The following is a 24,202-nucleotide window of genomic DNA, read 5'->3' as shown; positions in this document are numbered from 1 at the left end:
TCTTTTATAGCGACAGGTTACAGACCCGAGAGCGCCCAGCCCGCCACAAAAGGTAAGAGCACGGCGCTGATAACGCCCAGCAGGCTCATGCCCAGAGCGGCGAAAGCACCACACTCCGAGCCTTCCTCCAGCGCCCGCGCCGTGCCGATGGCATGGGCGTTGATGCCGTAGCTCAGCCCGCGCGCCGCCGGGTGGGTCACATTGAACACACCCAGCAACCAAGGCCCTAAGGCCGTGCCAATCACCCCGGTCAGCATCACAAACACCGCAGCCAGAGAGGCCAGGCCGCCGAGCTGTTCGGCCGCCAGCATGGCAATCGGCATGGTCACAGACTTGCCCGACAGGCTCGCCAGCACCGGCAGCTGTGCCCCATCGCATGGGCAATCACCAACGTCAGCGTGACCGTCAACGAGCCACCGACCAGTACCGTCAGCAGCACCGGCCACGCCAGCAGGCGAATACGCTTGATGTTGTTATACAAAGGCACCGCCAGGGCAATGGTCACCGGGCCCAGCAAAAAGGCGATGGGCGCCGCACCTTCACGGTAGGTGGCGTAATCCATACCGCAGGCCAGCAACGCGCCCACCACCAGCAACATGGACACCATCACTGGTTGCAGCACCAGCCAACCACTGCGCCGGTACAGCCACAAGGCAAACTGGAACACCAGCAGCGTCAGCCCTACGGGGAACAGCGGGTGATCGATCACCAGCTGCGCCACCATCCGCCACGATGACTCACTCATGACGCCCCTCCTCACGCTGTTCAACACGAATCGCCAGGCGTTGCATCATCCAGCCGCACAGCGGCACCGTGACCAGCAACGACAGGCACAATGCGGTGAGGATCGCCGGCAGGTCGGCGAGCAGTGCATCACTGGCCAGCATGATCCCCGCTGCGGGTACCACGAACAGCAATGGCAGGTACTGCAGCAGCACGCTGGTCGCCTGCCCCAGGGGTTCGCTGACCCCACCGCGCAACAACAGGTAGCCAAACAATAGGAGCAAACCAATCACGCTACCGGGCAACACGGGCAGCAGTAACTCGCTGACAAGGCTGCCAAAGATTTGCAGGAGGACCAGCCAGGTCAGTCCTTTCAACACCATGAGAAAACTCCTTATGTACGACGTCGGAACAATGGCCGCGGCTCGATGGCCGACCGCCCATATACCACACTCATCCCGGCTAAGCCCTTGAGCGCATCCGAAACAGACTTATCTTCACGCACCGCAAAGGCGTCAAAACCGCACTGGCGCATGTGGCTGAGCTGGTCACGCAGCACATCGCCCACCGCGCGCAATTCGCCCTGCCACCCCAGTCGGGTGCGCAGCAAATAGGCTTGGCTGTAGCCACGGCCATCGCGAAAGCTCGGGAAGTCGATGGCGATCAGCGGCACGATCGCGAGATAAGCCTGCAGGCTTTCTACTTCATCATCCGGCGCCAGGCAAATACCGTCTGGGCTCAAGCGTTCACCCAGCAGCACGGCCTTCTCTTGGCGCTCAAACCAGGCGTCCAGCGGCAGAATCAACGGCCCGTCCGGGTGCAACTCAGGGTTGCCAGCCAATAGCGTCCAGGGATCGTTTTCGATGATGCGCGGCGCACCATCAAGCAAGCGGATCAGGTTATTCATGCGTTCACCTGCTGCTTGCGATAGACCTGCTCCTTGAATGGCTCCAGGCCGATTCGCTGCACGGTATCGACAAAGCGCTCGTCGGCTTCGCGGTAGTCCGTAAAGGTGCGTACCAGCCCATCGATCACTTCGGGGATCTGCTCGGCGCTGAACGCCGGGCCGATCACCTTGCCCAGCGCACTGCTTTTGCCTTGCGAGCCTCCAATGGTGACCTGGTACCACTCGCTGCCGTTTTTATCGACGCCGAGAATACCGATATTGCCAATATGGTGATGGCCGCAGGCATTCATGCAGCCGGAGATATTCAGGCTGATATCGCCCAGATCATGCAGGTAATCAAGGTCGTCGAAGCGCTGCTGAATCGCCTGGGCAATCGGGATCGACTTGGCGTTGGCCAGGGCGCAGAAGTCGCCGCCCGGGCAGGCAATCACATCCGTCAGCAGCCCGACATTTGGCGTTGCCAGGCCCGCTTCAGCGGCCGCCAGCCACAAGGCATAGAGGTCGGCTTTGCGGATATCGGGCAGCACAACGTTCTGCTCATGGGCAATGCGTAGTTCGGCGAAGCCAAAGCGCTCGGCCAGATCGGCCAGTGCGTTCATCTGCTGCGCTGTCACATCACCGGGCGGCGCGGCGATGCCCGGTTTGGTCGACAGCACCACGGCGATATAACCCGGTACCTTGTGCGCCAGGGTATTGCGCGACACCCAACGGGCGAATTCAGCGTTCTGCGCCAAGGCAGTACCGAAACCCAGATCGACCTCAGGCAATGCTTCATACGGCGGCGCGATGAAGGCATCGCTGACCCGCTGATACTCCGCGTCAGTCAGTTCTGCCGGGCCATCTTTGATGTGTTGCCACTCCGCCTCAACCTCACGGGCGAACGCCTCGATCCCTAGGGCTTTGACCAGGATCTTGATGCGCGCCTTGTACTTGTTGTCACGGCGGCCATGGCGGTTATACACACGCAGCACGGCCTCGACATAGGACAGCAGATGCCGCCACGGCAACGCCTCACGAATCTGCTGGCTGAGGATCGGCGTACGCCCCAAACCGCCGCCCACCATGACCCGCAACAACAGCTCACCGGCCTCGTCGCGGTACAGGTACAGGCCGATGTCATGCATCATCACCGCCGCACGGTCTTCTTCAGCGGCGCACAGGGCGATCTTGAACTTACGCGGCAGGTAGAGGAATTCCGGGTTGATGGTCGACCACTGCCGGAGGATTTCCGCCAGCGGGCGTGGGTCCAGCAACTCATCGGCGGCGACCCCGGCGAAGGCTTCAGTGGTGATATTGCGCACACAGTTGCCGGAGGTCTGGATCGCGTGCATTTCCACCTCGGCGAGGTGCTCGAGAATGTCTGGCACCTGCGCAAGCTCAATCCAGTTGAACTGAATGTTCTGCCGGGTGGTGAAATGCCCATAACCCCGGTCGTAATGCTGCGCAATATTCGCCAACGCGCGCATCTGCCGCGCTGCTAGCGTCCCATAGGGGATCGCCACCCGCAGCATGTAGGCATGTTTCTGCAGGTACAGACCATTTTGCAGGCGCAGCGGCAGAAACTCTTCTTCGCTCAGCTCGCCACTGATACGGCGCTCAACCTGATCGCGAAACTGCGCCACACGCTCATGCACCAGCGCGTGGTCATATTCATCGTATTGGTACATCGGCGGCCTCGGCTGTTATCGATAGCGCACTATGCCCACGGCCCTGATAGCGAAACAGCGGCAGATTAGGCGTAAAAATACGGATCAGATGGGCTTGCGCGCCAGCAAGGCGCAGCCGAGCGAAACGATACGCTCGCTGGTTTCGAGCGCAGGCAGCGGGTTAGTCGACTGATTTAGCCAAGGCACTCGGCCCACGCAGTCGCGCCGAGCAGTGAGCGGAGATTGGCAAATGGCTACGGCCCAGTGCGCTTGCAAGGTCACTGGCTGGCTTACCCGGCGAGCTGGGGCCGCTCGCTGGTTGTGCGCGGCCATCCATCGCCACTGCCACACGAGCAAACAGCAGCAGGAAGAAGGCTTGGATGGCAGAGCGAACTGCAGGGGAGCTAAGCGGGTATAAAAACCTGGGCGTTGAGCACAGGTAAACCCCGCATCAGCTCAAACGGGAGGTGGACTTACGCACAATTTTGATCGAGTGCTTGAGCGTCGGCTTGCGCGTCACGCTGATGGCTTTTCGGCTTACCGTGTCGATGGTGATATTCCAGAAACCGCTGCTAGGCACGGTGATCTTCGCCGGAAAGGTGTCGAACGCGCCGCCGTGATAGGTGTGTCGACCGCCATTCTTGAAGCTGCGGAAGTTGGCATCGCTCATCAGGCGAATGTTGCAGGTTTGCGAGCATACAATCTCGACGACGTCGTCTTCGTTGAGGTGTTCGCGCTGGTGTATAAATTTCATCTACCGCTCCGCACAGCTGGGTCAGGCTAATCAGGGCGCTAGTATGAGTGCCTGCGCCCCGGAGAGCAAAGCGCGATGAGGTTTTGCCCAGGTTAGCCGACGTCTGCCCGCCCCCCACACATTCCACCGCATCCTGGCCGGTGGTAGGATGCGCGCCCCATGCATATCCACGACTTTCACCAACGCCTCACCGATCTCGGTGCCAAGCCCATGCACATCGGGCGAATTACCCGTGCCTGGCTGCGCGGCGTGCCGCTGGACACCGGCACGCGTAACCAGAAGACCGAGAACTTCCTGCCGCTGGCGGTGCGTAATGCTCTGCCCGAGATCAGCCGCGAGCTGGATGGACTGGCACGCCTCAGCTCCGAACACCCGGCGACTGACGGCTCCGCCCGCTTATTGGTAGAACTGGCCGACAAGCAGATGGTGGAAAGCGTACTGCTGCCGCGCGACGGCCTGTGTGTCTCCAGCCAAGTAGGCTGCGCTGTGGGCTGTGTGTTCTGCATGACCGGTAAAAGCGGCCTGTTGCGCCAACTAACCACCAGCGAAATTCTCGCTCAGGTGGCATTGGCCCGGCGCTTTCGCGCAGTGAAGAAAGTGGTGTTTATGGGCATGGGTGAACCGGTGCACAACCTCGATAACGTGCTGGAGGCGATCAACCTGCTCGGCACCGAAGGCGGCATCGGCCAGCGCAATCTGGTGTTCTCCACGGTCGGCGACCCTCGCGTGTTCGAGCGCCTGCCGCAGCAGCCGGTCAAGCCGGCCCTGGCTCTGTCGTTGCACAGCACTGACGCTGAACTGCGCCAGCAGCTGCTGCCACGCGCACCACGCATTGACCCTGAAGAGCTGGTGGAACTGGGCGAAACCTACGCGCGGCAGATCGACTACCCGATTCAGTACCAGTGGACGCTGCTCAAGGGCATCAACGACAGCCAAGAGGAAATGGACGGCATCCTGCGCCTGCTCAAGGGCAAGTACGCGATCATGAACCTGATCCCCTACAACAGCTTGGAAGCTGACGAGTTCCAACGCCCCGATGGCGACCGTATCGTGCAAATCGTGCGCTACCTGCACAGCCGTGGCGTGCTGACCAAGGTGCGCAACTCGGCGGGCCAGGACATTGATGGTGGCTGCGGGCAACTGCGCGCGCGGGCGACCGCAGTACTGGAGCGGCGCAAAAGCCGTGCATAAGTGATGACGGCACTGTTGCCGCGCGGCTAAAGCCCTTCCCACGCTAAGTAAGCGCCAACAAAAATGCCCGCAGTGCGCGGGCATTTTTTATCGCCATCTACTTAGTAGTAGGCATTTTCCTTGATGCTGTGATCGGTCACATCACGCACGCCTTTGAGCTCAGGAATACGCTCCAACAGAGTCTTCTCGATGCCCTCTTTAAGGGTCAAGTCGACCTGACCGCAGCCTTGGCAGCCGCCGCCGAACTTCAGCACAGCAATACCATCTTCAACCACATCGATCAGGCTGACTTCGCCGCCATGGCTGGCCAGACCCGGATTGATCTCGGTTTGCAGGTAGTAGCTGATGCGCTCGTTGATCGGGCTGTCTTCATTGACCATCGGCACTTTGGCGTTCGGCGCCTTGATGGTCAGCTGGCCACCCATACGGTCGGTGGCGTAATCGACCACTGCATCGTCAAGAAACGGCTCGCTGACCGCATCAATCCACGCAGTAAAAGTAGCCAGACCTAAGGCAGTATCTTCAGCTTTCTGCTCACCCGGCTTGCAATAGGCAATGCAGGTTTCGGCGTACTGGGTGCCTGGCTGGGTGATAAACACACGAATGCCGATGCCCGGGGTGTTCTGCTTGCTCAGCAGATCAGCCAGATAATCGTGGGCAGCGTCGGTAATGGTAATGGTGCTCATGGCAACTCCTCGCAAACATGGGCGCAGTGTACGCCACTCGCCAGCGCCGGCAAAGTCCTAGCGTTTTAGTAGGAATAACATCAGCCGCACTTATGCAGCGTCCTGCTCGCGCCCGATGAACGCCGCAATCGCTTCAGCCGCGCTAAGCAGGTGCTGGGAATGAGTGAAACCTGAGCTTTTCAGCGGTTTGAGATCGTGATCGCCGGCCGTTAGCCAATGCAGTTTGATCGCCCCAGACAGCGCATAGGTCTCAACCGTCTGACGATTACCCAGCGCATCGCGTTCGCCCTGGATGATCAGCGTCGGGGTTTTCAACTCGGCCAGGTGCGCGACACGCGGCTTCTCGGGCTTGCCAACGGCGTAGAAGGGATAACCCAGACACACCAACGCGTCGACGTTCAACTCATCGGCCAGCAGGCTGGCCATGCGCCCGCCCATTGACTTGCCGCCAATCGCCAGCGGCCCTGCGACCTGTTGGCACACCTGGCGGTAGACCTCACGCCACTGCTCAAGCAATTGCGCCTGAGGATTGGGCGGACGTTTCTTGCCGTCCTGCCGCCGGGCGGCCATATAGGCAAACTCGAAACGCAACAGCGCAACCCCACGGCCTACAAGGTTTTGCGCCATGTGTTGCATAAATTCGCTGTCCATCGGCGCGCCGGCACCATGGGCCAGGATCAAGGTTGCGCGCGGTTCGCCTAGCGGGCGATCCCACAACCAGCCCTCAGGGCTCTGTTCCTGCACGTATTGATCCCCGTCAATACCCGCTTCCCTTGCTTTGCTCATGCTTGCCTCGCTTAAAGAATCCGTTGGACTGCGGCGCTGATCGTACAGGCGCGCAGCCGCTGATTTTCGATGATCTGCCTATAACCGTGGATGGAAGCCCAGACATGAACACAACCAGCAGCAGCGCCTACAACTACAAGGTGGTGCGCCAATTCGCCATCATGACAGTGGTGTGGGGCATTGTCGGGATGGGGCTCGGCGTGTTTATCGCCGCGCAACTGGCTTGGCCCGAACTCAACTTCAACCTGCCGTGGACCAGCTTCGGGCGCCTACGCCCGCTGCATACCAACGCGGTCATCTTCGCCTTCGGCGGGTGCGCACTGTTCGCCACCAGTTACTACGCCGTGCAGCGCACTTCACAGGCCACGCTATTCGCACCCAAGCTCGCCGCCTTTACCTTCTGGGGTTGGCAGCTGGTGATTGTACTGGCAGCCATCAGCCTGCCGATGGGCTGGACCAGCTCCAAGGAATACGCCGAGCTGGAATGGCCGATCGACATTCTGATCACCATTGTCTGGGTCAGCTACGCCGTCGTGTTTTTCGGCACGGTGATGAAGCGTAACGTCAGCCACATCTATGTGGGCAACTGGTTCTTCGGTGGTTTTATCCTCACCGTGGCGCTGCTGCATCTGGTCAACAACCTGGAAGTGCCGGTCACCCTGACCAAGTCCTACTCGGCCTATGCTGGTGCGACCGACGCGATGATTCAGTGGTGGTACGGCCACAACGCGGTGGGTTTTTTCCTCACCGCGGGCTTTCTCGGCATGATGTATTACTTCGTGCCCAAGCAAGCAGCCCGTCCGGTGTACTCCTATCGCCTGTCGATTGTGCACTTCTGGGCGCTGATTGCCGTGTACATCTGGGCCGGCCCGCACCACCTGCACTACACCGCGCTGCCAGATTGGGCGCAGAGCCTGGGCATGGTGATGTCGCTGATCCTCCTGGCACCGAGCTGGGGCGGCATGATCAACGGCATGATGACCCTCTCTGGCGCCTGGCATAAGTTGCGCACCGACCCGATCCTGCGCTTCCTGGTGGTATCGCTGGCGTTCTACGGCATGTCGACCTTCGAAGGCCCGATGATGGCCATCAAGACCGTCAACGCGCTGTCCCACTACACCGACTGGACCATCGGCCATGTGCACGCCGGCGCACTCGGCTGGGTGGCCATGGTGTCCATCGGCTCGCTGTATCACATGCTGCCCAAGGTCTTCGGTCGCGACGAGATGCACAGCATCGGCCTGATCAACGTGCACTTCTGGTTCGCCACCATCGGCACCGTGCTCTACATCGCCTCGATGTGGGTTAACGGCATCGCCCAGGGCCTGATGTGGCGTGCAGTCAACGAAGACGGCACCCTCACCTACTCCTTCGTCGAAGCACTGGAAGCCAGCCACCCCGGCTTTGTAGTTCGGGTGATCGGCGGCGCAATCTTCTTTGCCGGCATGTTGGTGATGGCCTGGAACGTCTGGCAAACCGTGCGTCATACCAAGGCCGCTGAAATGGAAGCCGCCGCGCAGTTTTCGCTTGAGGGAGCTCACTGATGAGACACGAAATACTCGAGAAGAACATCGGCCTGATGGCGCTGATGATGGTCCTGGCCGTGAGCATCGGCGGCCTGACGCAGATCGTGCCGCTGTTCTTCCAGGACGTCACCAATGAGCCGGTAGCTGGCCTCAAGCCGTACACCGCGCTGCAACTGGAAGGTCGTGACATTTACATCCGTGAAGGCTGCGTGGGCTGCCATTCGCAGATGATTCGTCCATTCCGCGCCGAAACCGAGCGCTACGGGCACTACTCGGTGGCAGGCGAAAGCGTTTACGACCACCCCTTCCTCTGGGCTCCAAGCGCACGGGGCCGGACCTGGCGCGCGTAGGCGGTCGCTACTCGGATGAATGGCACCGTGCGCACCTATATAACCCGCGCAACGTAGTGCCGGAGTCGAAGATGCCAGCCTACCCATGGCTGGTAGAAAGCACCCTGGACGGCCAACACACCCCAGCCAAGATGAAAGCCCTGCGCATGCTGGGTGTGCCTTACAACGATGAGGACATTGCCGGTGCCGCTAGCGCGGTTAATGGCAAGAGCGAGATGGACGCCATGGTCGCCTACCTGCAAGTGCTCGGCATTGCCGTGAAGAACAAGAGGTAGCGCCATGTCATTCGAATTTTTTGATATCGGCGCTCTGGATATTGGAACCGTGCGCGGCATAGGTACGGCTCTGGTTCTGCTGTCCTTTGTTTGCGTCACCCTGTGGGCGTACAGCGGCAAGCGCCGCCTGGCCTTCGACCAGGCAGCACAACTGCCCTTTGCCGATGAACCCAAGCTGGCTGCACCAAGGAGCAAGACCCCATGAGCACGTTCTGGAGCTGGTACATTACCCTGCTGACTGTCGGCACTCTGCTCGCCCTGTCCTGGCTGATTTTCGCCACCCGCAAAAGCGAAGTTCACAAGAACCCAACCGATCAGACCATGGGTCATGCCTTCGATGGCATCGAGGAATATGACAACCCGCTGCCCAAGTGGTGGTTCATGCTGTTTGTCGGCACCATCATCTTCTCGATTGGCTACCTGGTGCTGTACCCCGGCCTGGGCAACTGGAAAGGTGTATTACCGGGCTACGAAGGCGGCTGGACCCAGGTCAAGCAGTGGCAGCGTGAAGTCGACAAGGCTGACGAGCTGTATGGGCCAATCTTCGCCAAATATGCAGCCATGCCCCTGGAAGAAGTGGCCAAAGACGAGCAGGCGTTGAAAATGGGCGGCCGCATGTTTGCCACCTATTGCTCGGTCTGCCACGGCTCGGACGCCAAAGGTGCAGTGGGTTTTCCTAACCTAACTGACAGCCACTGGCGCTGGGGCGGCGAGCCGGAAACCATCAAAACCACCATCCTCAATGGCCGTATGGGCGCCATGCCCGCGTGGGCACCGGTGATTGGCGAAGACGGCGTGCAACAAGTCGCGGCCTATGTGCGTAAGGACCTGGCCGGCTTGCCACTGCCAGCCGACAAGCCGTATGACCTGGATAAGGGTGCATCCATTTATGCCACCAACTGCCTGGCCTGCCACGGTGCCGAAGGTAAAGGCATGGCCGTACTGGGTGCGCCAGACCTGACCAGCCCAGCGGGCTGGATCTACGGCAGCAGCCTGGTGCAGCTGCAACAGACCATCCGCCATGGCCGCAACGGCCAGATGCCGTCGCAGGATCAATACCTGGGCAACGACAAGGTGCATCTGCTGGCCGCTTATGTGCTCAGCCTGAGCCAGCAAGCGCGCAACGCCGCAACGCGATAATCAGCCCTCAGCAATACTGCCTGGTGATCCCGTATCGCCAGGCAGCCTAAATAGCCTCCCCTCACGCCTCAAACCCCGCCAAGTCATGCGACCCAAGGTCGCACCCTTCCGACCAAGTGCACGCGCAGGCTTTGATTTGAGCTAATCTTGTCGACAGTCGCCACCTGTCATAACTCCAAGGCGATTCCCATCTTTGCGCTATGCCGTTTTAAGGCGTTTGTTGCTTGCAGCAATGCCTTGTGACAAAGGCATTACATGCTTGTTAAGAGCCCTGAAAGCCCTATCGCGCCGGCTTGTGTCGTTGCAATGAGAATCTGCTTTCTACATACTTGCCGCCGATTTTTGCCCCTAAAAAATCCATTAACCGTGGAACCCATAATGAGCACAGCAATCAGTCAGACTGCTTATAACTACAAGGTGGTTCGCCAATTCGCCGTAATGACGGTGATTTGGGGAGTCATTGGCATGGCTCTAGGTGTTTTCATCGCCGCACAACTCGTGTGGCCTGAACTCAACCTAGGCATGGAATGGACGACCTTTGGCCGTCTACGTCCGCTTCACACCAACGCGGTAATCTTCGCCTTCGGCGGTTGCGCACTGTTTGCCACGTCTTACTACGTGGTGCAGCGCACGTGCCAAACGCGCCTGATTTCCGATGGTCTGGCTGCTTTCACCTTCTGGGGCTGGCAAGCCGTAATCGTCGCAGCGGTCATCACCCTGCCGATGGGTTACACCGGCACCAAAGAGTACGCTGAGCTTGAGTGGCCGATTGATATCCTCCTGGGTATCGTCTGGGTGACTTACGCAGTGGTGTTCTTCGGCACTGTGGCCAAGCGTAAAACCAAGCACATCTATGTCGGCAACTGGTTCTACGGTGCCTTCATTCTGGTGACCGCGATGCTGCACATCGTCAACAGCGCGGCCGTTCCGGTCAGCCTGTTCAAGTCCTACTCGGCCTATGCCGGTGCGACTGACGCGATGATTCAGTGGTGGTACGGGCACAACGCCGTAGGCTTCTTCCTGACCACTGGCTTCCTGGGGATGATGTACTACTTCGTACCCAAGCAGGCTGAGCGTCCGATCTACTCCTACCGCTTGTCCATCGTGCACTTCTGGGCGCTGATCACCCTGTATATCTGGGCTGGCCCGCACCACCTGCACTACACCGCACTGCCGGATTGGGCGCAGTCCCTCGGTATGGCGATGTCGATCATTCTGCTGGCACCGAGCTGGGGCGGCATGATCAACGGCATGATGAGCCTGTCTGGCGCCTGGCATAAGCTGCGCACCGACCCAATCCTGCGCTTCCTGGTGGTATCGCTGGCGTTCTACGGCATGTCGACCTTCGAAGGTCCGATGATGGCGATCAAGACCGTCAACGCCCTGTCTCACTACACCGACTGGACTATCGGCCACGTACACGCCGGCGCTCTCGGCTGGGTAGCGATGATCTCCATCGGCGCGCTGTACCACATGCTGCCTAAAGTGTTTGGTCGCCCACAGATGCACAGCGTTGGCCTGATCAACGCACACTTCTGGTTGGCCACCATCGGTACCGTGCTGTACATCGCCTCCATGTGGGTCAACGGCATTACCCAGGGCCTGATGTGGCGTGCAGTCAACGAAGACGGCACCCTCACCTACTCCTTCGTTGAAGCGCTGGAAGCCAGCCACCCAGGTTATGTGGTGCGTATGATCGGCGGCGCGTTCTTCGTCACCGGCATGCTGCTGATGGCTTACAACACCTACCGTACCGTGCGTGCCGCGAAAGCTTCTGAATACGAAGCAGCTGCACAGATTCCAGCCGGAGTAGCGCACTGATGAAACACGAAATCATTGAGAAAAACATTGGCCTGATGGCGCTGCTGATGGTTCTAGCCGTCAGCATCGGCGGCCTGACTCAAATCGTTCCGCTGTTTTTCCAGGACGTCACCAATGAGCCGGTGGAAGGCCTCAAGCCTTACACCGCGCTGCAACTGGAAGGCCGCGATGTTTACATCGCCAACGGTTGTGTCGGCTGCCACTCGCAGATGATCCGCCCGTTCCGTGCGGAAACCGAGCGTTATGGCCACTACTCGGTCGCCGGTGAAAGCGTTTGGGACCACCCGTTCCTGTGGGGCTCCAAGCGTACCGGTCCGGACTTGGCCCGCGTTGGCGGTCGTTACTCGGATGAGTGGCAGCGTGCGCACCTGTATAACCCGCGCAACGTCGTGCCTGAATCAAAAATGCCGGCCTACCCCTTCCTGGTTGAGCACAAGCTTGACGGCAAGGACACCGCCAAGAAGATGGAAGTCATGCGTGGCTTTGGCATCCCTTACACCGATGAAGACATCGCAGGTGCTAAGGATGCAGTAAAAGGCAAAACCGAAATGGACGCACTGGTTGCGTACCTGCAGGTTCTCGGCACTTCCATCAAGAACAAACGGTAACGCTCAATGGATATCGGGACTATTCGCGGCATAGGCACAGCAGTGGTGTTCATCGCTTTTATTAGCGTGGTGCTCTGGGCTTACAGCAGCAAGCGTAAATCCAGCTTCGACGAGGCCGCTAACCTGCCCTTCGCCGACGATCCCAAACCCGTTGACCGTGACGAGCAATCTTCCAGGAGCAATAACCAATGACCACGTTCTGGAGTTGGTACGTAACCATTCTGTCGCTGGGCACCATCTTCGCCCTGACTTGGCTAGTGTTCGGCACCCGCAAGGGCCAGCGCCAGGACACTACCGAAGAAACCATGGGCCATACCTTTGACGGTATCGAAGAGTATGACAACCCACTGCCTAAGTGGTGGTTCATGCTGTTTGTCGGCACCATCGTCTTCGCCCTCGGCTACCTAGTCCTGTACCCAGGCCTGGGTAACTGGAAAGGTCTGCTGCCAGGCTACGACTACCTCGACAACAAAGCAGAAACCCCATTTGCCACCAACGTGGAAATCGCTGGCGGTGCTGAGCGCAATGCCGGCTGGACCGGTGTGCACCAGTGGGAAAAAGAGATGGCCAAGGCCGATGCCCAGTACGGGCCGATCTTCGCCAAATACGCAGCCATGCCGATTGAGCAAGTGGCCCAGGACGAGCAAGCGCTGAAAATGGGCGGCCGCCTATTTGCTTCCAACTGCTCGGTCTGCCACGGCTCTGATGCCAAGGGTGCCTACGGCTTCCCTAACCTGACCGACAACGACTGGCTGTATGGCGGCGAACCGGAAACCCTCAAGACCACCATCATGGGCGGCCGTCAGGCAGCTATGCCAGCGTGGAAAGACATCATCGGTGAAGAAGGCATCCGCAACGTTGCCGGCTACATACGTACGCTGTCTGGCTTGAAGAATCCGCAGGGCATCGAAGTTGACCTTGCCGCAGGTCAAAACATCTTTGCGAGCAATTGTGCAGTCTGTCATGGCGCTGAAGGTAAGGGCCAACAGGCCATGGGCGCACCGAATCTGACTGACAAAGTCTGGCTCTACGGTTCCAGCTTCGCTCAGGTTCAACAAACTCTGCGTTATGGCCGTAACGGCAAGATGCCAGCTCAGGCTGACTTCCTGGGCAACGATAAAGTGCATTTGCTGGCCGCTTATGTGTACAGCCTGTCGCAAGGCAAAACCGAGAAGTAATTCTTGGGCTTGGCAGGCGCGACCGCAGGTCGCACCTGCCGAGTGATCGTCAGGCGTACCATAGCGCAAGAGCACGTATGACCCCGGCCGGCACGTATCGACCAGGGCAGCCATCCAACCGCCGTGGTACGCACTGATGAGCACACAGATCCCCGTTAAAGACGTCACTCCTGCCCAGGCCAAGGTCGAAGTTGTTGACCTGTACGCCAACCGCGAAAAAATCTACACCCGCTCCTTCACCGGCATCTTCCGCAACTTGCGCATGCTCGGTGGCGCAGCCCTCTTCCTGTTGTATTTCGGCACTGTATGGTTGACCTGGAATGGCCGTCAGGCTGTTTGGTGGGACCTGCCGGAACGCAAATTTCATATCTTCGGGGCCACCTACTGGCCACAAGACTTTGTCCTGCTCTCAGCACTGCTGATCATCGCCGCCTTCGGTTTGTTCTTTATCACCGTATTCGCCGGTCGCGTCTGGTGCGGCTACACCTGCCCGCAGAGCGTATTCACCTGGGTCTTCATGTGGGCAGAAAAGGTCACCGAAGGTGATCGCAATCAGCGTATGAAACTCGACAAAACCCCAATGACCTCGCAGAAATTTCTGCGCAAGCTGGCCAAACACAGCATCTGGGTGGGCGTTTCACTGGTCACCGCGATTACCTTCGTCGGCTACTTCACCCCGATCCGCGATCTGATCCCCGATCTGTTTACCCTGCAAGCTGGCGGCTGGGCACTGTTTTGGGTGGGCTTCTTCACCCTGGCCACCTACGGCAACGCCGGTTATCTGCGTGAGCAGGTGTGCATCTATATGTGCCCTTATGCGCGCTTCCAGAGCGTGATGTTCGACCAGGACACCCTAATCGTGTCCTACGACCCTCGCCGCGGCGAGCAGCGTGGCCCGCGTAAGCGTGATGCTGATTACAAGGCTGAAGGCCTGGGTGACTGCATCGACTGCAAGATGTGCGTACACGTCTGCCCGACCGGTATCGATATTCGCGACGGCCTGCAGATTGAGTGCATCGGTTGCGCGGCCTGTATCGACGCCTGCGACAGCATCATGGAAAAGATGAACTACCCGAAGGGGCTGATCAGCTACACCACCGAACACAACCTCTCCGGGCAAAAGACCCACTTGATACGGCCCCGCCTGATTGGTTACGCCATCGCCCTGCTGGCCATGTTCTGCGTATTCAGCTGGGCCATCGTCGATCGCTCGCTAGTGGAGTTGGATGTACTCAAAGACCGCGTGCTCTACCGTGAAAACGAAGAAGGCCGGATCGAGAACGTCTACACCCTGAAAATCATGAACAAGGCCCAGCACGAAGTGACCTATCGGATCGAAGCCGATGGCCTCGACGGCCTGGTGTATGAAGGCAAGCGTGAGGTCAAAGCACTGGCTGGCGAGGTACTGTCGCTGCCTGTGGAACTGTCCATCGAACCTGAGAAACTGCCTTCGAGCGCCAATGAAATCAGCTTCCGCTTGCAGGCGGTAGATGACCCAAGCATCAAAACCGACGCCGCCAGCCGCTTTATCGGCCCCAGCGTGCGCTGACCAGAGAAGACCATGACTGAAAAGAACGCCGAGATCATCAAGCCCTGGTACAAGCAATTCTGGCCCTGGTTTCTGATTGGCCTGTTGGCCTATTCAGTGGTCCAGGGGCTGACCCTGCTGACCATCGCCACGAAAAACCCGCCGGGGCTGATTTCCGATGACTATTACGACGTCGGCAAGGGCATCAACCAGTCACTGGAACGGGAAAACCACGCCATCCGTCTCAAGCTGCACGCCAACCTGCTGCTCAACGATGACGACGGCACCGCCACCCTGCAGCTGAATGGCAACAGCCGCCCACAGCAGTTGGTGCTCAACCTGATTTCACCGACCCAGCCGGAGCGTGATCGCCGGGTAATCCTGCAGCCGCAGGCCGATGGCAGTTACAGCGGGCAGATGATCGATGCGGTGCAAGGTCGACGCTTTGTTGAGCTGATCGGCCAAGAAGGCGGCAAGGACTGGCGCCTGTTCGAAGAAGAAGACGTACAAAGCGGCCAAGAAATCCTTCTCGGGGATGCTCAATAAGCACACCGATGGCCACTCCAACTCCCTGCTATCACTGCGGTTTGCCGGTCCCCAGCGGCAGCCGCTTTCAGGCTCAGGTACTGGGCGCTCCCCGTGAAATGTGCTGCCCGGGCTGTCAGGCAGTGGCCGAAGCCATCGTCAGTGGCGGCCTGGAGCACTACTACAGCCACCGTAGCGAAAGCGCCGCCAACCCACAGAGCCTGCCCCAGGCCCTGCCTGATGAACTCGCCCTGTATGACCGCAGCGATGTGCAGCAACCCTTTGTCGAGCATGACGGTGAACTCAGTGAGACCTGCCTGCTGATTGAAGGCATCAGCTGCGCTGCCTGTGGCTGGCTGATTGAAAAACACCTGCGCGCCCTACCCGGCGTCAGCGAGGCGCACCTCAACCTGTCCAACCACCGCCTGCAAGTGCGCTGGGCCGACAGTCAGCTGCCGTTAAGCCAACTGCTCAAGGCGCTGCGTAAGATCGGCTACGCCGCCCACCCTTGGCAGGCCGACGCTGCCGCCGAACAACTGCAACGCGAAAACCGCCGCGCCATGCGCGAACTGGGCGTCGCCGGCATGCTGTGGATGCAGGTGATGATGGCGACCATGGCCACTTGGCCGGAATTCAACATTGACCTGTCTCCCGAGCTAGACAAGATCCTGCGCTGGGTCAGCCTGTTTCTCACCACGCCGATTGTCTTCTACTGCTGCGGCCAGTTCTTCCGCGGTGCACTGCGCGACTTGCGCACCCGCCACCTGACCATGGATGTGTCGGTATCCCTGGCGATTGGTGGCGCCTATGTCGCCGGTATCTGGTCCACCATCACCGGTCAGGGCGAGCTGTATTTCGATGCCGTGGGCATGTTTGCCCTGTTCCTCCTGGCCGGCCGCTACCTGGAACGCCGCGCTCGCGAACGCACCGCCGCTGCCACCGCGCAGCTGGTAAATCTGCTACCGGCCTCCTGTCTGCGCCTGGATGTAGACGGCCAAAGCCAACGGATTCTACTCAGCGAATTGCGCGTCGGTGATCAGGTGCTGGTACCGCCAGGCGCCCTACTGCCCGCCGACGGCCGAATTGTCCAAGGCCAGTCGAGCGTCGATGAGTCCCTGCTAACCGGCGAATACCTGCCGCAACCGCGTAACGTCGGCGATGCCGTTACCGCTGGCACTCTGAATGTCGAAGGTCCGTTGCAAGTTGAAGTGCAGGCTCTCGGTGACGCTACGCGGCTGTCGGCAATCGTCCGCCTGCTGGAGCGCGCACAGAACGATAAACCGCGCCTGGCAGTACTCGCCGACCGAGTGGCGCAGTGGTTCCTGCTGATTGTTCTAGTCGTTGCGGCTATCGTCGGCCTGGTCTGGTGGCAACTCGACCCATCGCGCGCCTTCTGGATTGTGCTGGCCCTGCTGGTCGCCACCTGCCCCTGCGCACTGGCATTGGCCACGCCCACCGCACTGACCGCCGCCACGGGCTCGCTGCACAAGCTCGGCATGCTGCTGACCCGTGGCCACGTACTCGAAGGCCTGAATCAGATCGACACCCTGGTGCTGGACAAGACCGGCACCTTGACCGAAGGCCGCCTGACACTCAGCGCCATCCACCTGCTGCGCGAGCTGGATGCGGATAGCTGCCTGGCCCTGGCCGCCGCCCTGGAAAACCGTTCCGAACACCCGATTGCCCGCGCCTTCGGCCAAGCGCCTGAGGCGGCCGAACAAGTCGACAGCCATCCAGGCCTCGGCTTGCAAGGGCGCGCCGGGGGACGTTTGCTGCGCATCGGCCAGGCAGACTTCGTCTGCGCACTGAGCACTCAACCCGTCCCGACCATTACCGGCGAACATGGCCAGTGGCTGCTGTTGGGTGACGAGCAAGGGCCGCTGGCCTGGTTCGTGCTCGATGACCGCTTGCGCGATGACGCGCCACAACTGATCGCCATGGCCAAAGCCAAACGCTGGCAGATCATGCTGCTGTCCGGCGACAGCTCGCCAATGGTCGCTGAAGTAGCGCGACAACTGGGCATCGACGATGCACGTGGCGGCCTCACCCCGGATGCCAAGCTGGACGTACTAAAGCAGCTACACAGCCAGGGCCGCCGCGTACTGATGCTGGGTGACGGAGTCAACGATGTGCCGGTTCTGGCCGCCGCCGACATCAGCGTGGCCATGGGCAGCGCCACCGACTTGGCGAAAACCAGCGCCGACGCCGTGCTGCTCTCCAATCGCCTGAGCAGCCTGGTACAGGCGCTACACATGGCGCAACGAACCCGCCGGGTGATCATCGAGAACCTCGCCTGGGCCAGTCTGTACAATGGCCTGGTACTGCCCTTCGCCGCTATCGGCTGGATTACCCCGATCTGGGCCGCGCTGGGTATGTCGATCAGCTCACTGCTGGTGGTACTCAACGCCTTACGGCTAACACGCCCGTAAGGGGTTCACGCCTCACCCAAGCCGCACCTGGAGATCTTATGCCCGCCCTCTACATTCTGATCCCAGTCGCCATTGCGCTGGTGGCATTCGCCATCTGGCTGTTCTTCTGGGCGGTCGACAGTGGTCAGTACGACGACCTGGACGGCCCGGCCCACAGTATTCTGTTCGACGACGAAGACCCAAAACACAAAGCCGCCGTTACCCAGGCGCAGCAACAAGACACGCAGCACGACTCACAGGAGCCGCCGCGTGCTTGATCTGCTGCCGCTGCTGATCTCAGCCATGATCCTCGGCCTGCTTGGCGGCGGCCATTGCCTGGGCATGTGCGGCGGACTCATGGGCGCACTGACCTTAGCGATCCCGCCCGAACAGCGCGCACAGCGCTTTCAGCTGTTACTGGCCTACAACATGGGGCGGATTCTCAGTTACACCCTGGCTGGCCTTCTGCTCGGCCTGGCTGGCTGGGCAGTCGCCACCAGCCCACTGGTAACCGGGTTGCGCGTAATAGCGGCACTGCTGCTGATTGCCATGGGCCTATACCTGGCCGGCTGGTGGAGCGGCCTGACGCGTATCGAAGCCCTCGGCCGCGGCCTGTGGCGCTATATCCAACCCCTGACCCGACGCTTTATGCCCGTCACCAGCCTGTCGCGTGCTTTGGTGCTCGGCAGTTTGTGGGGCTGGCTGCCCTGCGGCCTGGTCTACAGCACCCTGCTGTGGGCCGCCAGCCAGGGCAACGCGTTCGACAGCGCCGCGCTGATGCTGGCCTTCGGCTTGGGCACCATGCCCGTTCTTCTGGCCACCGGCCTAGCCGCCGAACGCCTGACCGCCCTGCTGCGTCAGCGAGGCATCCGCATGGCCGGTGGTATTTTGGTCATCCTGTTCGGTCTGTGGACCCTGCCCGGCCCGCACCAGCACTGGCTAATGGGCCACTGATCGGCAATCGGCGACAGCACGCAGCCGCTTGATACAGGTCAAAACACCCCCAACGTGGCGCACTTAGACTCCCCGGTATTGAAAGCCAAACCGGGAACCCCCGCATGCTCAACGCCATCCAGTGGGACAGCAACCTGATCCGCCGTTATGACCAGGCCGGCCCGCGCTATACCTCTTACCCGACCGCCGTGCAGTTCCATGAGCGCGTTAGCCAGTTCGACCTGCTGCACGCTCTGCGTGATAGCCGCAAAGCCATGCGCCCGCTGTCGCTGTATGTGCACATCCCGTTCTGCGCGCACATCTGCTACTACTGCGCCTGCAACAAGGTCATTACCAAAGATCGCGGGCGCGCCCAGCCTTACCTGGAAAAACTCGAACGCGAAATCGAGATTATCAGCCATCATTTAGACCCGCAGCAAAAGGTCGAACAGCTGCACTTCGGCGGTGGTACGCCGACCTTTCTCAGCCATGATGAATTGCGCCACCTGATGGGTCACCTGCGCCAACACTTCAATCTGCTGGATGACGATTCAGGCGATTACAGCATTGAGATCGACCCACGCGAAGCCGACTGGTCAACCATGGGCTTACTCCGTGAACTCGGTTTCAACCGTGTCAGCTTGGGCGTGCAAGACCTCGACCCGGCCGTGCAGCGAGCGGTAAACCGCCTGCAAACACTGGAAGAAACCCGCGCCATCATCGAAGCCGCGCGCACCCTGCAGTTCCGCTCGGTAAACATCGACCTGATCTACGGCCTACCGCTGCAAACGCCTGGACGCTTCGCCCGCACGGTCGACGAAATAATAGCCCTGCAACCCGATCGCCTCTCGCTCTTCAACTACGCGCATCTGCCGGAGCGCTTTATGCCGCAGCGGCGCATCAACACCAGCGACCTGCCCAGCCCAGGCGACAAGCTGGCCATGCTGCACGCCAGCATCGAGCAACTGAGCGCCGCCGGTTACCGCTACATCGGCATGGATCACTTCGCCTTACCCGATGACGAGCTGGCCAGCGCTCAGGAAGACGGCAGCCTGCAGCGCAACTTCCAGGGCTATACCACCCACGGCCATTGCGACCTGATCGGCCTGGGCGTGTCATCCATCAGCCAGATTGGCGACCTGTACTGCCAGAACATCAGCGATCTAAGCAAATACCAAGACAGCCTTGAACACAGTGAACTGGCCACCGTGCGCGGCCTGCACTGTGATGACGACGACCGCCTGCGGCGTGCGGTGATCCAGCAGTTGATCTGCCATTTCCAACTGCGTTTTATCGACATCGAACAGGCCTATTCCATCGAGTTTCGCCGCTACTTTTCCGATATCTGGCCGCAACTGCAGCAAATGGCCAATGATGGTTTGATCGAATTGAATGCCCAGGGCATCGACGTTAAGCCTGCAGGGCGCCTATTGGTGCGCTCGTTGTGCATGCTGTTTGATCGCTACCTCAGCGAACTAAATCAGCAACGCTTTTCCCGGGTCATCTAGCACCCTGCGGACTGTATGGGCCTGGTTTTTTCATAAGAGGCTGGCCACTTCCTGCATCTGCTGATCACTCAGGTCTTGCTCACGCAGGATTTCGATCAGCGTTGCGTTGGCGCTGCTCAACGCGCCCTGCAGCGAGGCCAGCTCGCCCTGCAGGGCCTCGATCTTTATGCGTTTGGCCTCGGGGTCAAGGCTCTGATCGCCCATCACCTTTTCCAGCTCTGCTTTCTTCGCATCAACCTGCGCCTTGAGCTCGCGGATTCTCTTGAGTAGATCCTTGATCACGTCCGGCAGGCTGCTCTCATCAATATCGCGGTTCTTCTGTGCAGCGGCAGAGCGCGCTTTACCCAGCTCTGACAGGCTTACCCGCAGACTGTCACGCAGCGCCTGCTGATCTGCCTCGCTGCTCTCAACAACACCTTCGGCCACAGCGCGCTTGCGCTCCAGCGCGGCGTTCATGCGACTGCTCACATCGGTCAACTCCAGACGCATACATAGGCTCCTTGCACATAATTGACAGTCGTCTGACTTATCGACCGAGCGCCATCAAACTTGATCATGCGCTCAAGAACCGCGTCCTAGTGGCCCAACCCTGCGCCCTGCTGTAACCTTGCGCTTATTGTGTGTTTACCCAGGATCATTCGAGATGTCCGAAAACATCAAGCTGCACGCACCCCATCAAGCCCATTGCAAGGACTGCAGCCTGGCGAGTTTGTGCCTGCCGCTATCGCTGAATCTGGAAGATATGGACGCCCTCGACGACATCGTCAAACGCGGCCGCCCACTGAGAAAAGGCGAGTTCCTGTTCCGCCAGGGCGACGCCTTCAATTCGGTTTTTGCCGTGCGTGCCGGGGCGCTAAAAACCTTCAGCCTGAGCGATGGCGGTGATGAACAAATCACCGGCTTCCACCTACCCAGTGAACTGATTGGGCTGTCGGGCATGGACAACGAGACCTATCCAGTGTCGGCCGTAGCCCTGGAAACCACCTCGGTGTGTGAAATCCCCTTCGAGCGGCTCGACGAATTGTCAGTGCAGTTGCCGCAACTGCGCCGCCAACTGATGCGCGTTATGAGCCGGGAGATCCGCGACGATCAACAGATGATGTTGCTGCTGTCGAAGAAGACCGCAGATGAGCGCATCGCCACCTTCTTGGTTAACCTCTCGGCCCGCTTCCGCGCACGCGGCTTCTCGGCCAATCAGTTCCGCCTGGCCATGTCGCGCAACGAAATTGGCAACTATCTAGGCCTTGCGGTAGAGACCGTATCGCGAGTATTCACCCGCTTCCAACAGAACAAGCTGCTCGAAGCCGAAGGCAAAGAAGTGCAGATCCTCGACCCGATCGAGCTGTGCGCCTTGGCTGGCGGCAATCTCGACAGCTGATAGAACCGCCCAGCGCAGGACCCAACAGATGATCTTCGACGAATTCAGCATCAAAACCCTGATCCGTCCGGTAGTGGACTTCCCAAAACCGGGGGTGATCTTTCGTGATATCACACCGTTATTCCAGTCACCACGAGCCCTGCGCATGGTCGCTGACAGTTTTATTCAGCGTTATGTTGAAGCAGACTTCAGCCATATCGGCGCCATGGATGCACGCGGTTTTCTGATCGGTTCGATCATCGCCTATGAGCTGAACAAGCCGCTGGTGTTGTTTCGTAAGCAAGGCAAATTGCCTGCCGATGTGCTCAGCGAGAGCTACCAAACCGAATACGGCGAAGCCAAGCTCGAAGTGCATGCCGACAGCCTCTGCGAAGGCGACAAAGTGCTGATTTTTGATGACCTGATCGCAACCGGTGGCACCTTGCTCGCTGCTGCGCAATTGGTACGACGCATGGGTGCCAGCATCATTGAAGCCGCCGCGATCATCGACCTGCCCGAACTAGGCGGCTCGCAAAAACTACAAGATAGCGGTATCGCCACTTTCGCCCTCACCCGCTTCGCCCTCACCGACCAGTAACACCTTTCGATCAACTAAACGCCCGCTTTATTGCGGGCGTTTAGGTTTTCTGTAGGCATTTTCTGGTGAGCCTAGCCCCCACCAAGAGTGAGAGTCTCAGGAAGCCTCGGTACGGCTCTCCAATGTTCTGATCACATGCTCAGCCAAGCCAGACCCGGCTTCACTCATGGTCAGGTAGGTACGATCAGCGCCCGCCTCCTGAATACGTTTGGCAATGTCTTCATACATCGCGTGGGACACCACCAAACCACTGAAGCCACGATCCCGCAGCTTCTGCGTGGCAATGACCTTGGTCTCTTCATCGTTGAGCGTGAGAATTACGGCATCAACCCTGGGCATATCCAGGTGCTGCCAGAACACCGGGTCTTCGCCATCGGCAAACAGCACGTGACGCCCAGCTGCCTTACTCTGCTCAATCACAGTAGGGTCGGAATCCAGACCAACCACGCGATAGCCTTGCTCTTGCAGATAATCGTAAGCAGCACGGCCAGTACGCCCCATACCCATTACCAATGTTTGTGCGTCGCCCAGCGATAACGGTTGCTCATCGGGGTGGCGAATATTGCGTTCCAGGGGATTAAGCACCAAGCCCAGCGCTCATACAGTAGATGAACGATACGATTGAGTGGGGCGGAGATAACAAATGACAATGCCACCGTAATGGCCAACGGAATCAGCCATTGCGGCAGCACTACGCTGGCCATAATCAGGCCGAATTCACTGTAGTTGGTAAGGCTGACACCCGCGAGGAAAGCGCTTCGCGCGCGCAAGCGAAAGAGCAGAAACAGAAAAAAGAACAGCGCGCCCTTGAGCGGCAATAACAGCGTCATTACCAGCGCAAACTTCAGCGCATCCGCATCCGGAAGACCGCCAATCCCGATCTGTAAAAAGAAGCCGACCAAAAAGACTTCTTTGATACCCCACAGTGAGTTGGACAGTTCGGTAGCCCGCTTATGCTTGGCCAACAACGCGCCAAAAGCCAGAGCGCCTAACTCCGAACTCAACCCCAACTGCTCAAAGCCGAAACCACCGGCCGCCAACGCCAAAAGCAAACCGAGCAACAGCAGCAGCTCCTCGTGGCCACTGGCATCAAGCAAGCGAAATAACAGCGGACGCAGAAACGGCAAGGCAAAAACCAGTAACGCCCACGGTGAAGGCAAATCCCCAGCAGCCAGGCTCATGACCAGCAAAGCAATCATGTCCTGAAGCACCAGAACGCCAATCGCTACACGACCGTGAAACGCCCGAAGCTCGCGCTTACTTTCGAGCACTTTGGCCGCCAACACCGTGCTGGAAAATGACAGTGCGCTCGCCAGTAATAAACACTGTAACCAAGGTAAATCGAGCAGCAGCCTAATTGCGGGGAGAAACAGCACACTGGAAATAGCGAAGTGCAGAAGCCCACCGCCAATCACCTCACGCCGAAGCAGATTGCTCGGTTTCAACTTTAGGCCCACGGTAAACAACAGCAGCAGCACACCCAAATGAGCTATGTGCTGCAGCGCCTCACTGTCATGTGGACCAACACCGATGTACTCACCTACCGCGGCCAAAGCAAAACCTGCCCCCAGATAGCCCACCAATGGCGGCAGCCCCACAGCTCGTGCAGCCAAGCCCATGCCAAAGGCAAAAGCAATCCAGGCAGCTTCAATCATCAGTAATCCTTATCAGCAGAAACAAGCGCCAAGCCAGCAAACATATCAGCGGGCCGGGCGAAGTAACTTAATAGCATACGGGCGCAGCGCTTAAGCAAC

At 59.4% G+C, this 24,202-nt stretch carries 23 protein-coding genes and 3 pseudogenes; 17 read left to right on the top strand and 9 right to left on the bottom strand.

Annotated features, from left to right (window positions below; all coding sequences use genetic code 11):
* Nucleotides 1-17: 17 nt before the first annotated feature.
* From ACEPAJ_RS08785 to ACEPAJ_RS08765, 5 genes and pseudogenes are all read right to left on the bottom strand, one after another.
* Nucleotides 18-745, bottom strand: a pseudogene (locus ACEPAJ_RS08785) (LrgB family protein).
* Nucleotides 738-1,106: a CidA/LrgA family protein gene (locus tag ACEPAJ_RS08780; RefSeq protein ID WP_425914532.1), complete on the bottom strand. Its 369-nt coding sequence runs from the start codon at nt 1,104-1,106 to the stop codon at nt 738-740. Before ACEPAJ_RS08780 ends, ACEPAJ_RS08785 begins: the two are co-directional and overlap by 8 nt.
* Nucleotides 1,107-1,117: 11 nt before the next feature.
* A complete protein-coding gene (locus ACEPAJ_RS08775) occupies nt 1,118-1,630 on the bottom strand; it encodes a DUF934 domain-containing protein (RefSeq protein ID WP_425914531.1) in 513 nt (170 codons plus the stop codon).
* The gene (locus tag ACEPAJ_RS08770; protein WP_425914530.1) at nt 1,627-3,297 is read right to left on the bottom strand and encodes a nitrite/sulfite reductase; all 1,671 of its coding nucleotides are present in this window, start codon (nt 3,295-3,297) and stop codon (nt 1,627-1,629) included. The genes ACEPAJ_RS08775 and ACEPAJ_RS08770 overlap by 4 nt, the downstream gene beginning before the upstream one ends.
* A gap of 430 nt (nt 3,298-3,727) precedes the next feature.
* Nucleotides 3,728-4,030, bottom strand: a complete 303-nt coding sequence (locus ACEPAJ_RS08765) for a DUF1883 domain-containing protein (protein ID WP_425914529.1) — start codon at nt 4,028-4,030, stop codon at nt 3,728-3,730.
* A gap of 159 nt (nt 4,031-4,189) precedes the next feature.
* Here ACEPAJ_RS08765 and ACEPAJ_RS08760 point away from each other — a divergent pair, with 159 nt between their 5' ends.
* A complete protein-coding gene (locus ACEPAJ_RS08760; protein WP_425914528.1) occupies nt 4,190-5,221 on the top strand; it encodes an RNA methyltransferase in 1,032 nt (343 codons plus the stop codon).
* 101 nt (nt 5,222-5,322) lie between these two features.
* On the opposite strand, the gene nfuA is transcribed toward ACEPAJ_RS08760, so the two are convergent.
* Together nfuA and ACEPAJ_RS08750 are read right to left on the bottom strand one after the other, a co-directional pair.
* A complete protein-coding gene (nfuA, locus tag ACEPAJ_RS08755) occupies nt 5,323-5,907 on the bottom strand; it encodes a Fe-S biogenesis protein NfuA (RefSeq protein WP_425914527.1) in 585 nt (194 codons plus the stop codon).
* A 90-nt stretch (nt 5,908-5,997) separates the two neighbouring features.
* Entirely contained in the window at nt 5,998-6,693 is a 696-nt protein-coding gene (locus tag ACEPAJ_RS08750; protein ID WP_425914526.1) for an alpha/beta family hydrolase, read from the bottom strand.
* 104 nt (nt 6,694-6,797) lie between these two features.
* On the opposite strand from ACEPAJ_RS08750, the gene ccoN (ACEPAJ_RS08745) reads away from it, so the two are divergent.
* The 14 genes and pseudogenes from ccoN (ACEPAJ_RS08745) to hemN all read left to right on the top strand — a co-directional run bounded on the left by ccoN (ACEPAJ_RS08745) (nt 6,798) and on the right by hemN (nt 20,493).
* Nucleotides 6,798-8,237, top strand: coding sequence for a cytochrome-c oxidase, cbb3-type subunit I (gene ccoN, locus ACEPAJ_RS08745; RefSeq protein WP_425914525.1), 1,440 nt, complete (start codon nt 6,798-6,800; stop codon nt 8,235-8,237).
* A pseudogene (gene ccoO, locus ACEPAJ_RS08740) lies at nt 8,237-8,844 on the top strand (cytochrome-c oxidase, cbb3-type subunit II). Before ccoN (ACEPAJ_RS08745) ends, ccoO (ACEPAJ_RS08740) begins: the two are co-directional and overlap by 1 nt.
* 4 nt (nt 8,845-8,848) lie before the next feature.
* Nucleotides 8,849-9,049, top strand: a complete 201-nt coding sequence (locus tag ACEPAJ_RS08735; RefSeq protein WP_274088750.1) for a cbb3-type cytochrome oxidase subunit 3 — start codon at nt 8,849-8,851, stop codon at nt 9,047-9,049.
* Nucleotides 9,046-9,984: a cytochrome-c oxidase, cbb3-type subunit III gene (gene ccoP, locus ACEPAJ_RS08730; protein WP_425914524.1), complete on the top strand. Its 939-nt coding sequence runs from the start codon at nt 9,046-9,048 to the stop codon at nt 9,982-9,984. Before ACEPAJ_RS08735 ends, ccoP (ACEPAJ_RS08730) begins: the two co-directional genes overlap by 4 nt.
* Before the next feature lie 378 nt (nt 9,985-10,362).
* Entirely contained in the window at nt 10,363-11,805 is a 1,443-nt protein-coding gene (gene ccoN / locus ACEPAJ_RS08725; RefSeq protein WP_274088748.1) for a cytochrome-c oxidase, cbb3-type subunit I, read from the top strand.
* The gene (gene ccoO / locus ACEPAJ_RS08720; RefSeq protein WP_090242354.1) at nt 11,805-12,413 is read left to right on the top strand and encodes a cytochrome-c oxidase, cbb3-type subunit II; all 609 of its coding nucleotides are present in this window, start codon (nt 11,805-11,807) and stop codon (nt 12,411-12,413) included. Before ccoN (ACEPAJ_RS08725) ends, ccoO (ACEPAJ_RS08720) begins: the two co-directional genes overlap by 1 nt.
* Before the next feature lie 6 nt (nt 12,414-12,419).
* Nucleotides 12,420-12,605 (top strand): cbb3-type cytochrome oxidase subunit 3, encoded by a 186-nt coding sequence (locus ACEPAJ_RS08715; RefSeq protein WP_322948815.1) that lies wholly within the window; start codon nt 12,420-12,422, stop codon nt 12,603-12,605.
* Nucleotides 12,602-13,591 carry a cytochrome-c oxidase, cbb3-type subunit III gene (gene ccoP, locus ACEPAJ_RS08710; protein WP_425914523.1) on the top strand — a complete coding sequence of 330 codons (990 nt, stop codon included), beginning with the start codon at nt 12,602-12,604 and terminating at the stop codon, nt 13,589-13,591. Before ACEPAJ_RS08715 ends, ccoP (ACEPAJ_RS08710) begins: the two co-directional genes overlap by 4 nt.
* A 136-nt stretch (nt 13,592-13,727) precedes the next feature.
* Nucleotides 13,728-15,140, top strand: coding sequence for a cytochrome c oxidase accessory protein CcoG (ccoG, locus tag ACEPAJ_RS08705; RefSeq protein WP_322948814.1), 1,413 nt, complete (start codon nt 13,728-13,730; stop codon nt 15,138-15,140).
* A gap of 12 nt (nt 15,141-15,152) precedes the next feature.
* Nucleotides 15,153-15,665 (top strand): FixH family protein, encoded by a 513-nt coding sequence (locus ACEPAJ_RS08700; RefSeq protein ID WP_274088744.1) that lies wholly within the window; start codon nt 15,153-15,155, stop codon nt 15,663-15,665.
* A gap of 8 nt (nt 15,666-15,673) precedes the next feature.
* Nucleotides 15,674-18,073, top strand: a complete 2,400-nt coding sequence (locus ACEPAJ_RS08695; protein ID WP_425914522.1) for a heavy metal translocating P-type ATPase — start codon at nt 15,674-15,676, stop codon at nt 18,071-18,073.
* Nucleotides 18,074-18,111: 38 nt separating this feature from the next.
* The gene (gene ccoS, locus ACEPAJ_RS08690; protein WP_274088742.1) at nt 18,112-18,330 is read left to right on the top strand and encodes a cbb3-type cytochrome oxidase assembly protein CcoS; all 219 of its coding nucleotides are present in this window, start codon (nt 18,112-18,114) and stop codon (nt 18,328-18,330) included.
* Nucleotides 18,323-19,006: a sulfite exporter TauE/SafE family protein gene (locus ACEPAJ_RS08685; RefSeq protein WP_425914521.1), complete on the top strand. Its 684-nt coding sequence runs from the start codon at nt 18,323-18,325 to the stop codon at nt 19,004-19,006. The genes ccoS and ACEPAJ_RS08685 overlap by 8 nt, the downstream gene beginning before the upstream one ends.
* A 104-nt stretch (nt 19,007-19,110) precedes the next feature.
* On the top strand, nt 19,111-20,493 hold the full coding sequence (hemN, locus tag ACEPAJ_RS08680; protein ID WP_425914520.1) for an oxygen-independent coproporphyrinogen III oxidase: 1,383 nt from the start codon (nt 19,111-19,113) through the stop codon (nt 20,491-20,493).
* 30 nt (nt 20,494-20,523) lie between these two features.
* On the opposite strand, the gene ACEPAJ_RS08675 is transcribed toward hemN, so the two are convergent.
* A complete protein-coding gene (locus ACEPAJ_RS08675; RefSeq protein WP_425914519.1) occupies nt 20,524-20,982 on the bottom strand; it encodes a hypothetical protein in 459 nt (152 codons plus the stop codon).
* 154 nt (nt 20,983-21,136) lie between these two features.
* Between ACEPAJ_RS08675 and fnr the strand changes: the two genes are divergently transcribed.
* The gene (gene fnr / locus ACEPAJ_RS08670; RefSeq protein ID WP_425914518.1) at nt 21,137-21,871 is read left to right on the top strand and encodes a fumarate/nitrate reduction transcriptional regulator Fnr; all 735 of its coding nucleotides are present in this window, start codon (nt 21,137-21,139) and stop codon (nt 21,869-21,871) included.
* 28 nt (nt 21,872-21,899) lie between these two features.
* Nucleotides 21,900-22,448, top strand: coding sequence for an adenine phosphoribosyltransferase (locus ACEPAJ_RS08665; RefSeq protein WP_322948810.1), 549 nt, complete (start codon nt 21,900-21,902; stop codon nt 22,446-22,448).
* Nucleotides 22,449-22,544: 96 nt separating this feature from the next.
* Here the strand turns inward: ACEPAJ_RS08665 and ACEPAJ_RS08660 are convergent.
* Nucleotides 22,545-24,103, bottom strand: a pseudogene (locus tag ACEPAJ_RS08660) (cation:proton antiporter).
* Between the last annotated feature and the right edge of the window lie 99 nt (nt 24,104-24,202).

The sequence above is a fragment of the Pseudomonas sp. GWSMS-1 genome (genome assembly GCF_049847425.1).
Lineage (GTDB): Bacteria > Pseudomonadota > Gammaproteobacteria > Pseudomonadales > Pseudomonadaceae > Aquipseudomonas.
The sequence above is the reverse complement of the archived record's forward strand: the minus strand, read 5'-3'. Positions and strand labels throughout refer to the sequence as shown.

Bases quoted from the DNA above. Each gene is read 5' to 3' on its own strand.
- ACEPAJ_RS08780 (WP_425914532.1), bottom strand. From the start codon at position 1,106: ATGGTGTTGAAAGGACTGACCTGGCTGGTCCTCCTGCAAATCTTTGGC.
- ACEPAJ_RS08775 (WP_425914531.1), bottom strand. From the start codon at position 1,630: ATGAATAACCTGATCCGCTTGCTTGATGGTGCGCCGCGCATCATCGAA.
- ACEPAJ_RS08770 (WP_425914530.1), bottom strand. From the start codon at position 3,297: ATGTACCAATACGATGAATATGACCACGCGCTGGTGCATGAGCGTGTG.
- ACEPAJ_RS08765 (WP_425914529.1), bottom strand. From the start codon at position 4,030: ATGAAATTTATACACCAGCGCGAACACCTCAACGAAGACGACGTCGTC.
- ACEPAJ_RS08760 (WP_425914528.1), top strand. From the start codon at position 4,190: ATGCATATCCACGACTTTCACCAACGCCTCACCGATCTCGGTGCCAAG.
- nfuA (WP_425914527.1), bottom strand. From the start codon at position 5,907: ATGAGCACCATTACCATTACCGACGCTGCCCACGATTATCTGGCTGAT.
- ACEPAJ_RS08750 (WP_425914526.1), bottom strand. From the start codon at position 6,693: ATGAGCAAAGCAAGGGAAGCGGGTATTGACGGGGATCAATACGTGCAG.
- ccoN (WP_425914525.1), top strand. From the start codon at position 6,798: ATGAACACAACCAGCAGCAGCGCCTACAACTACAAGGTGGTGCGCCAA.
- ACEPAJ_RS08735 (WP_274088750.1), top strand. From the start codon at position 8,849: ATGTCATTCGAATTTTTTGATATCGGCGCTCTGGATATTGGAACCGTG.
- ccoP (WP_425914524.1), top strand. From the start codon at position 9,046: ATGAGCACGTTCTGGAGCTGGTACATTACCCTGCTGACTGTCGGCACT.
- ccoN (WP_274088748.1), top strand. From the start codon at position 10,363: ATGAGCACAGCAATCAGTCAGACTGCTTATAACTACAAGGTGGTTCGC.
- ccoO (WP_090242354.1), top strand. From the start codon at position 11,805: ATGAAACACGAAATCATTGAGAAAAACATTGGCCTGATGGCGCTGCTG.
- ACEPAJ_RS08715 (WP_322948815.1), top strand. From the start codon at position 12,420: ATGGATATCGGGACTATTCGCGGCATAGGCACAGCAGTGGTGTTCATC.
- ccoP (WP_425914523.1), top strand. From the start codon at position 12,602: ATGACCACGTTCTGGAGTTGGTACGTAACCATTCTGTCGCTGGGCACC.
- ccoG (WP_322948814.1), top strand. From the start codon at position 13,728: ATGAGCACACAGATCCCCGTTAAAGACGTCACTCCTGCCCAGGCCAAG.
- ACEPAJ_RS08700 (WP_274088744.1), top strand. From the start codon at position 15,153: ATGACTGAAAAGAACGCCGAGATCATCAAGCCCTGGTACAAGCAATTC.
- ACEPAJ_RS08695 (WP_425914522.1), top strand. From the start codon at position 15,674: ATGGCCACTCCAACTCCCTGCTATCACTGCGGTTTGCCGGTCCCCAGC.
- ccoS (WP_274088742.1), top strand. From the start codon at position 18,112: ATGCCCGCCCTCTACATTCTGATCCCAGTCGCCATTGCGCTGGTGGCA.
- hemN (WP_425914520.1), top strand. From the start codon at position 19,111: ATGCTCAACGCCATCCAGTGGGACAGCAACCTGATCCGCCGTTATGAC.
- ACEPAJ_RS08675 (WP_425914519.1), bottom strand. From the start codon at position 20,982: ATGCGTCTGGAGTTGACCGATGTGAGCAGTCGCATGAACGCCGCGCTG.
- fnr (WP_425914518.1), top strand. From the start codon at position 21,137: ATGTCCGAAAACATCAAGCTGCACGCACCCCATCAAGCCCATTGCAAG.
- ACEPAJ_RS08665 (WP_322948810.1), top strand. From the start codon at position 21,900: ATGATCTTCGACGAATTCAGCATCAAAACCCTGATCCGTCCGGTAGTG.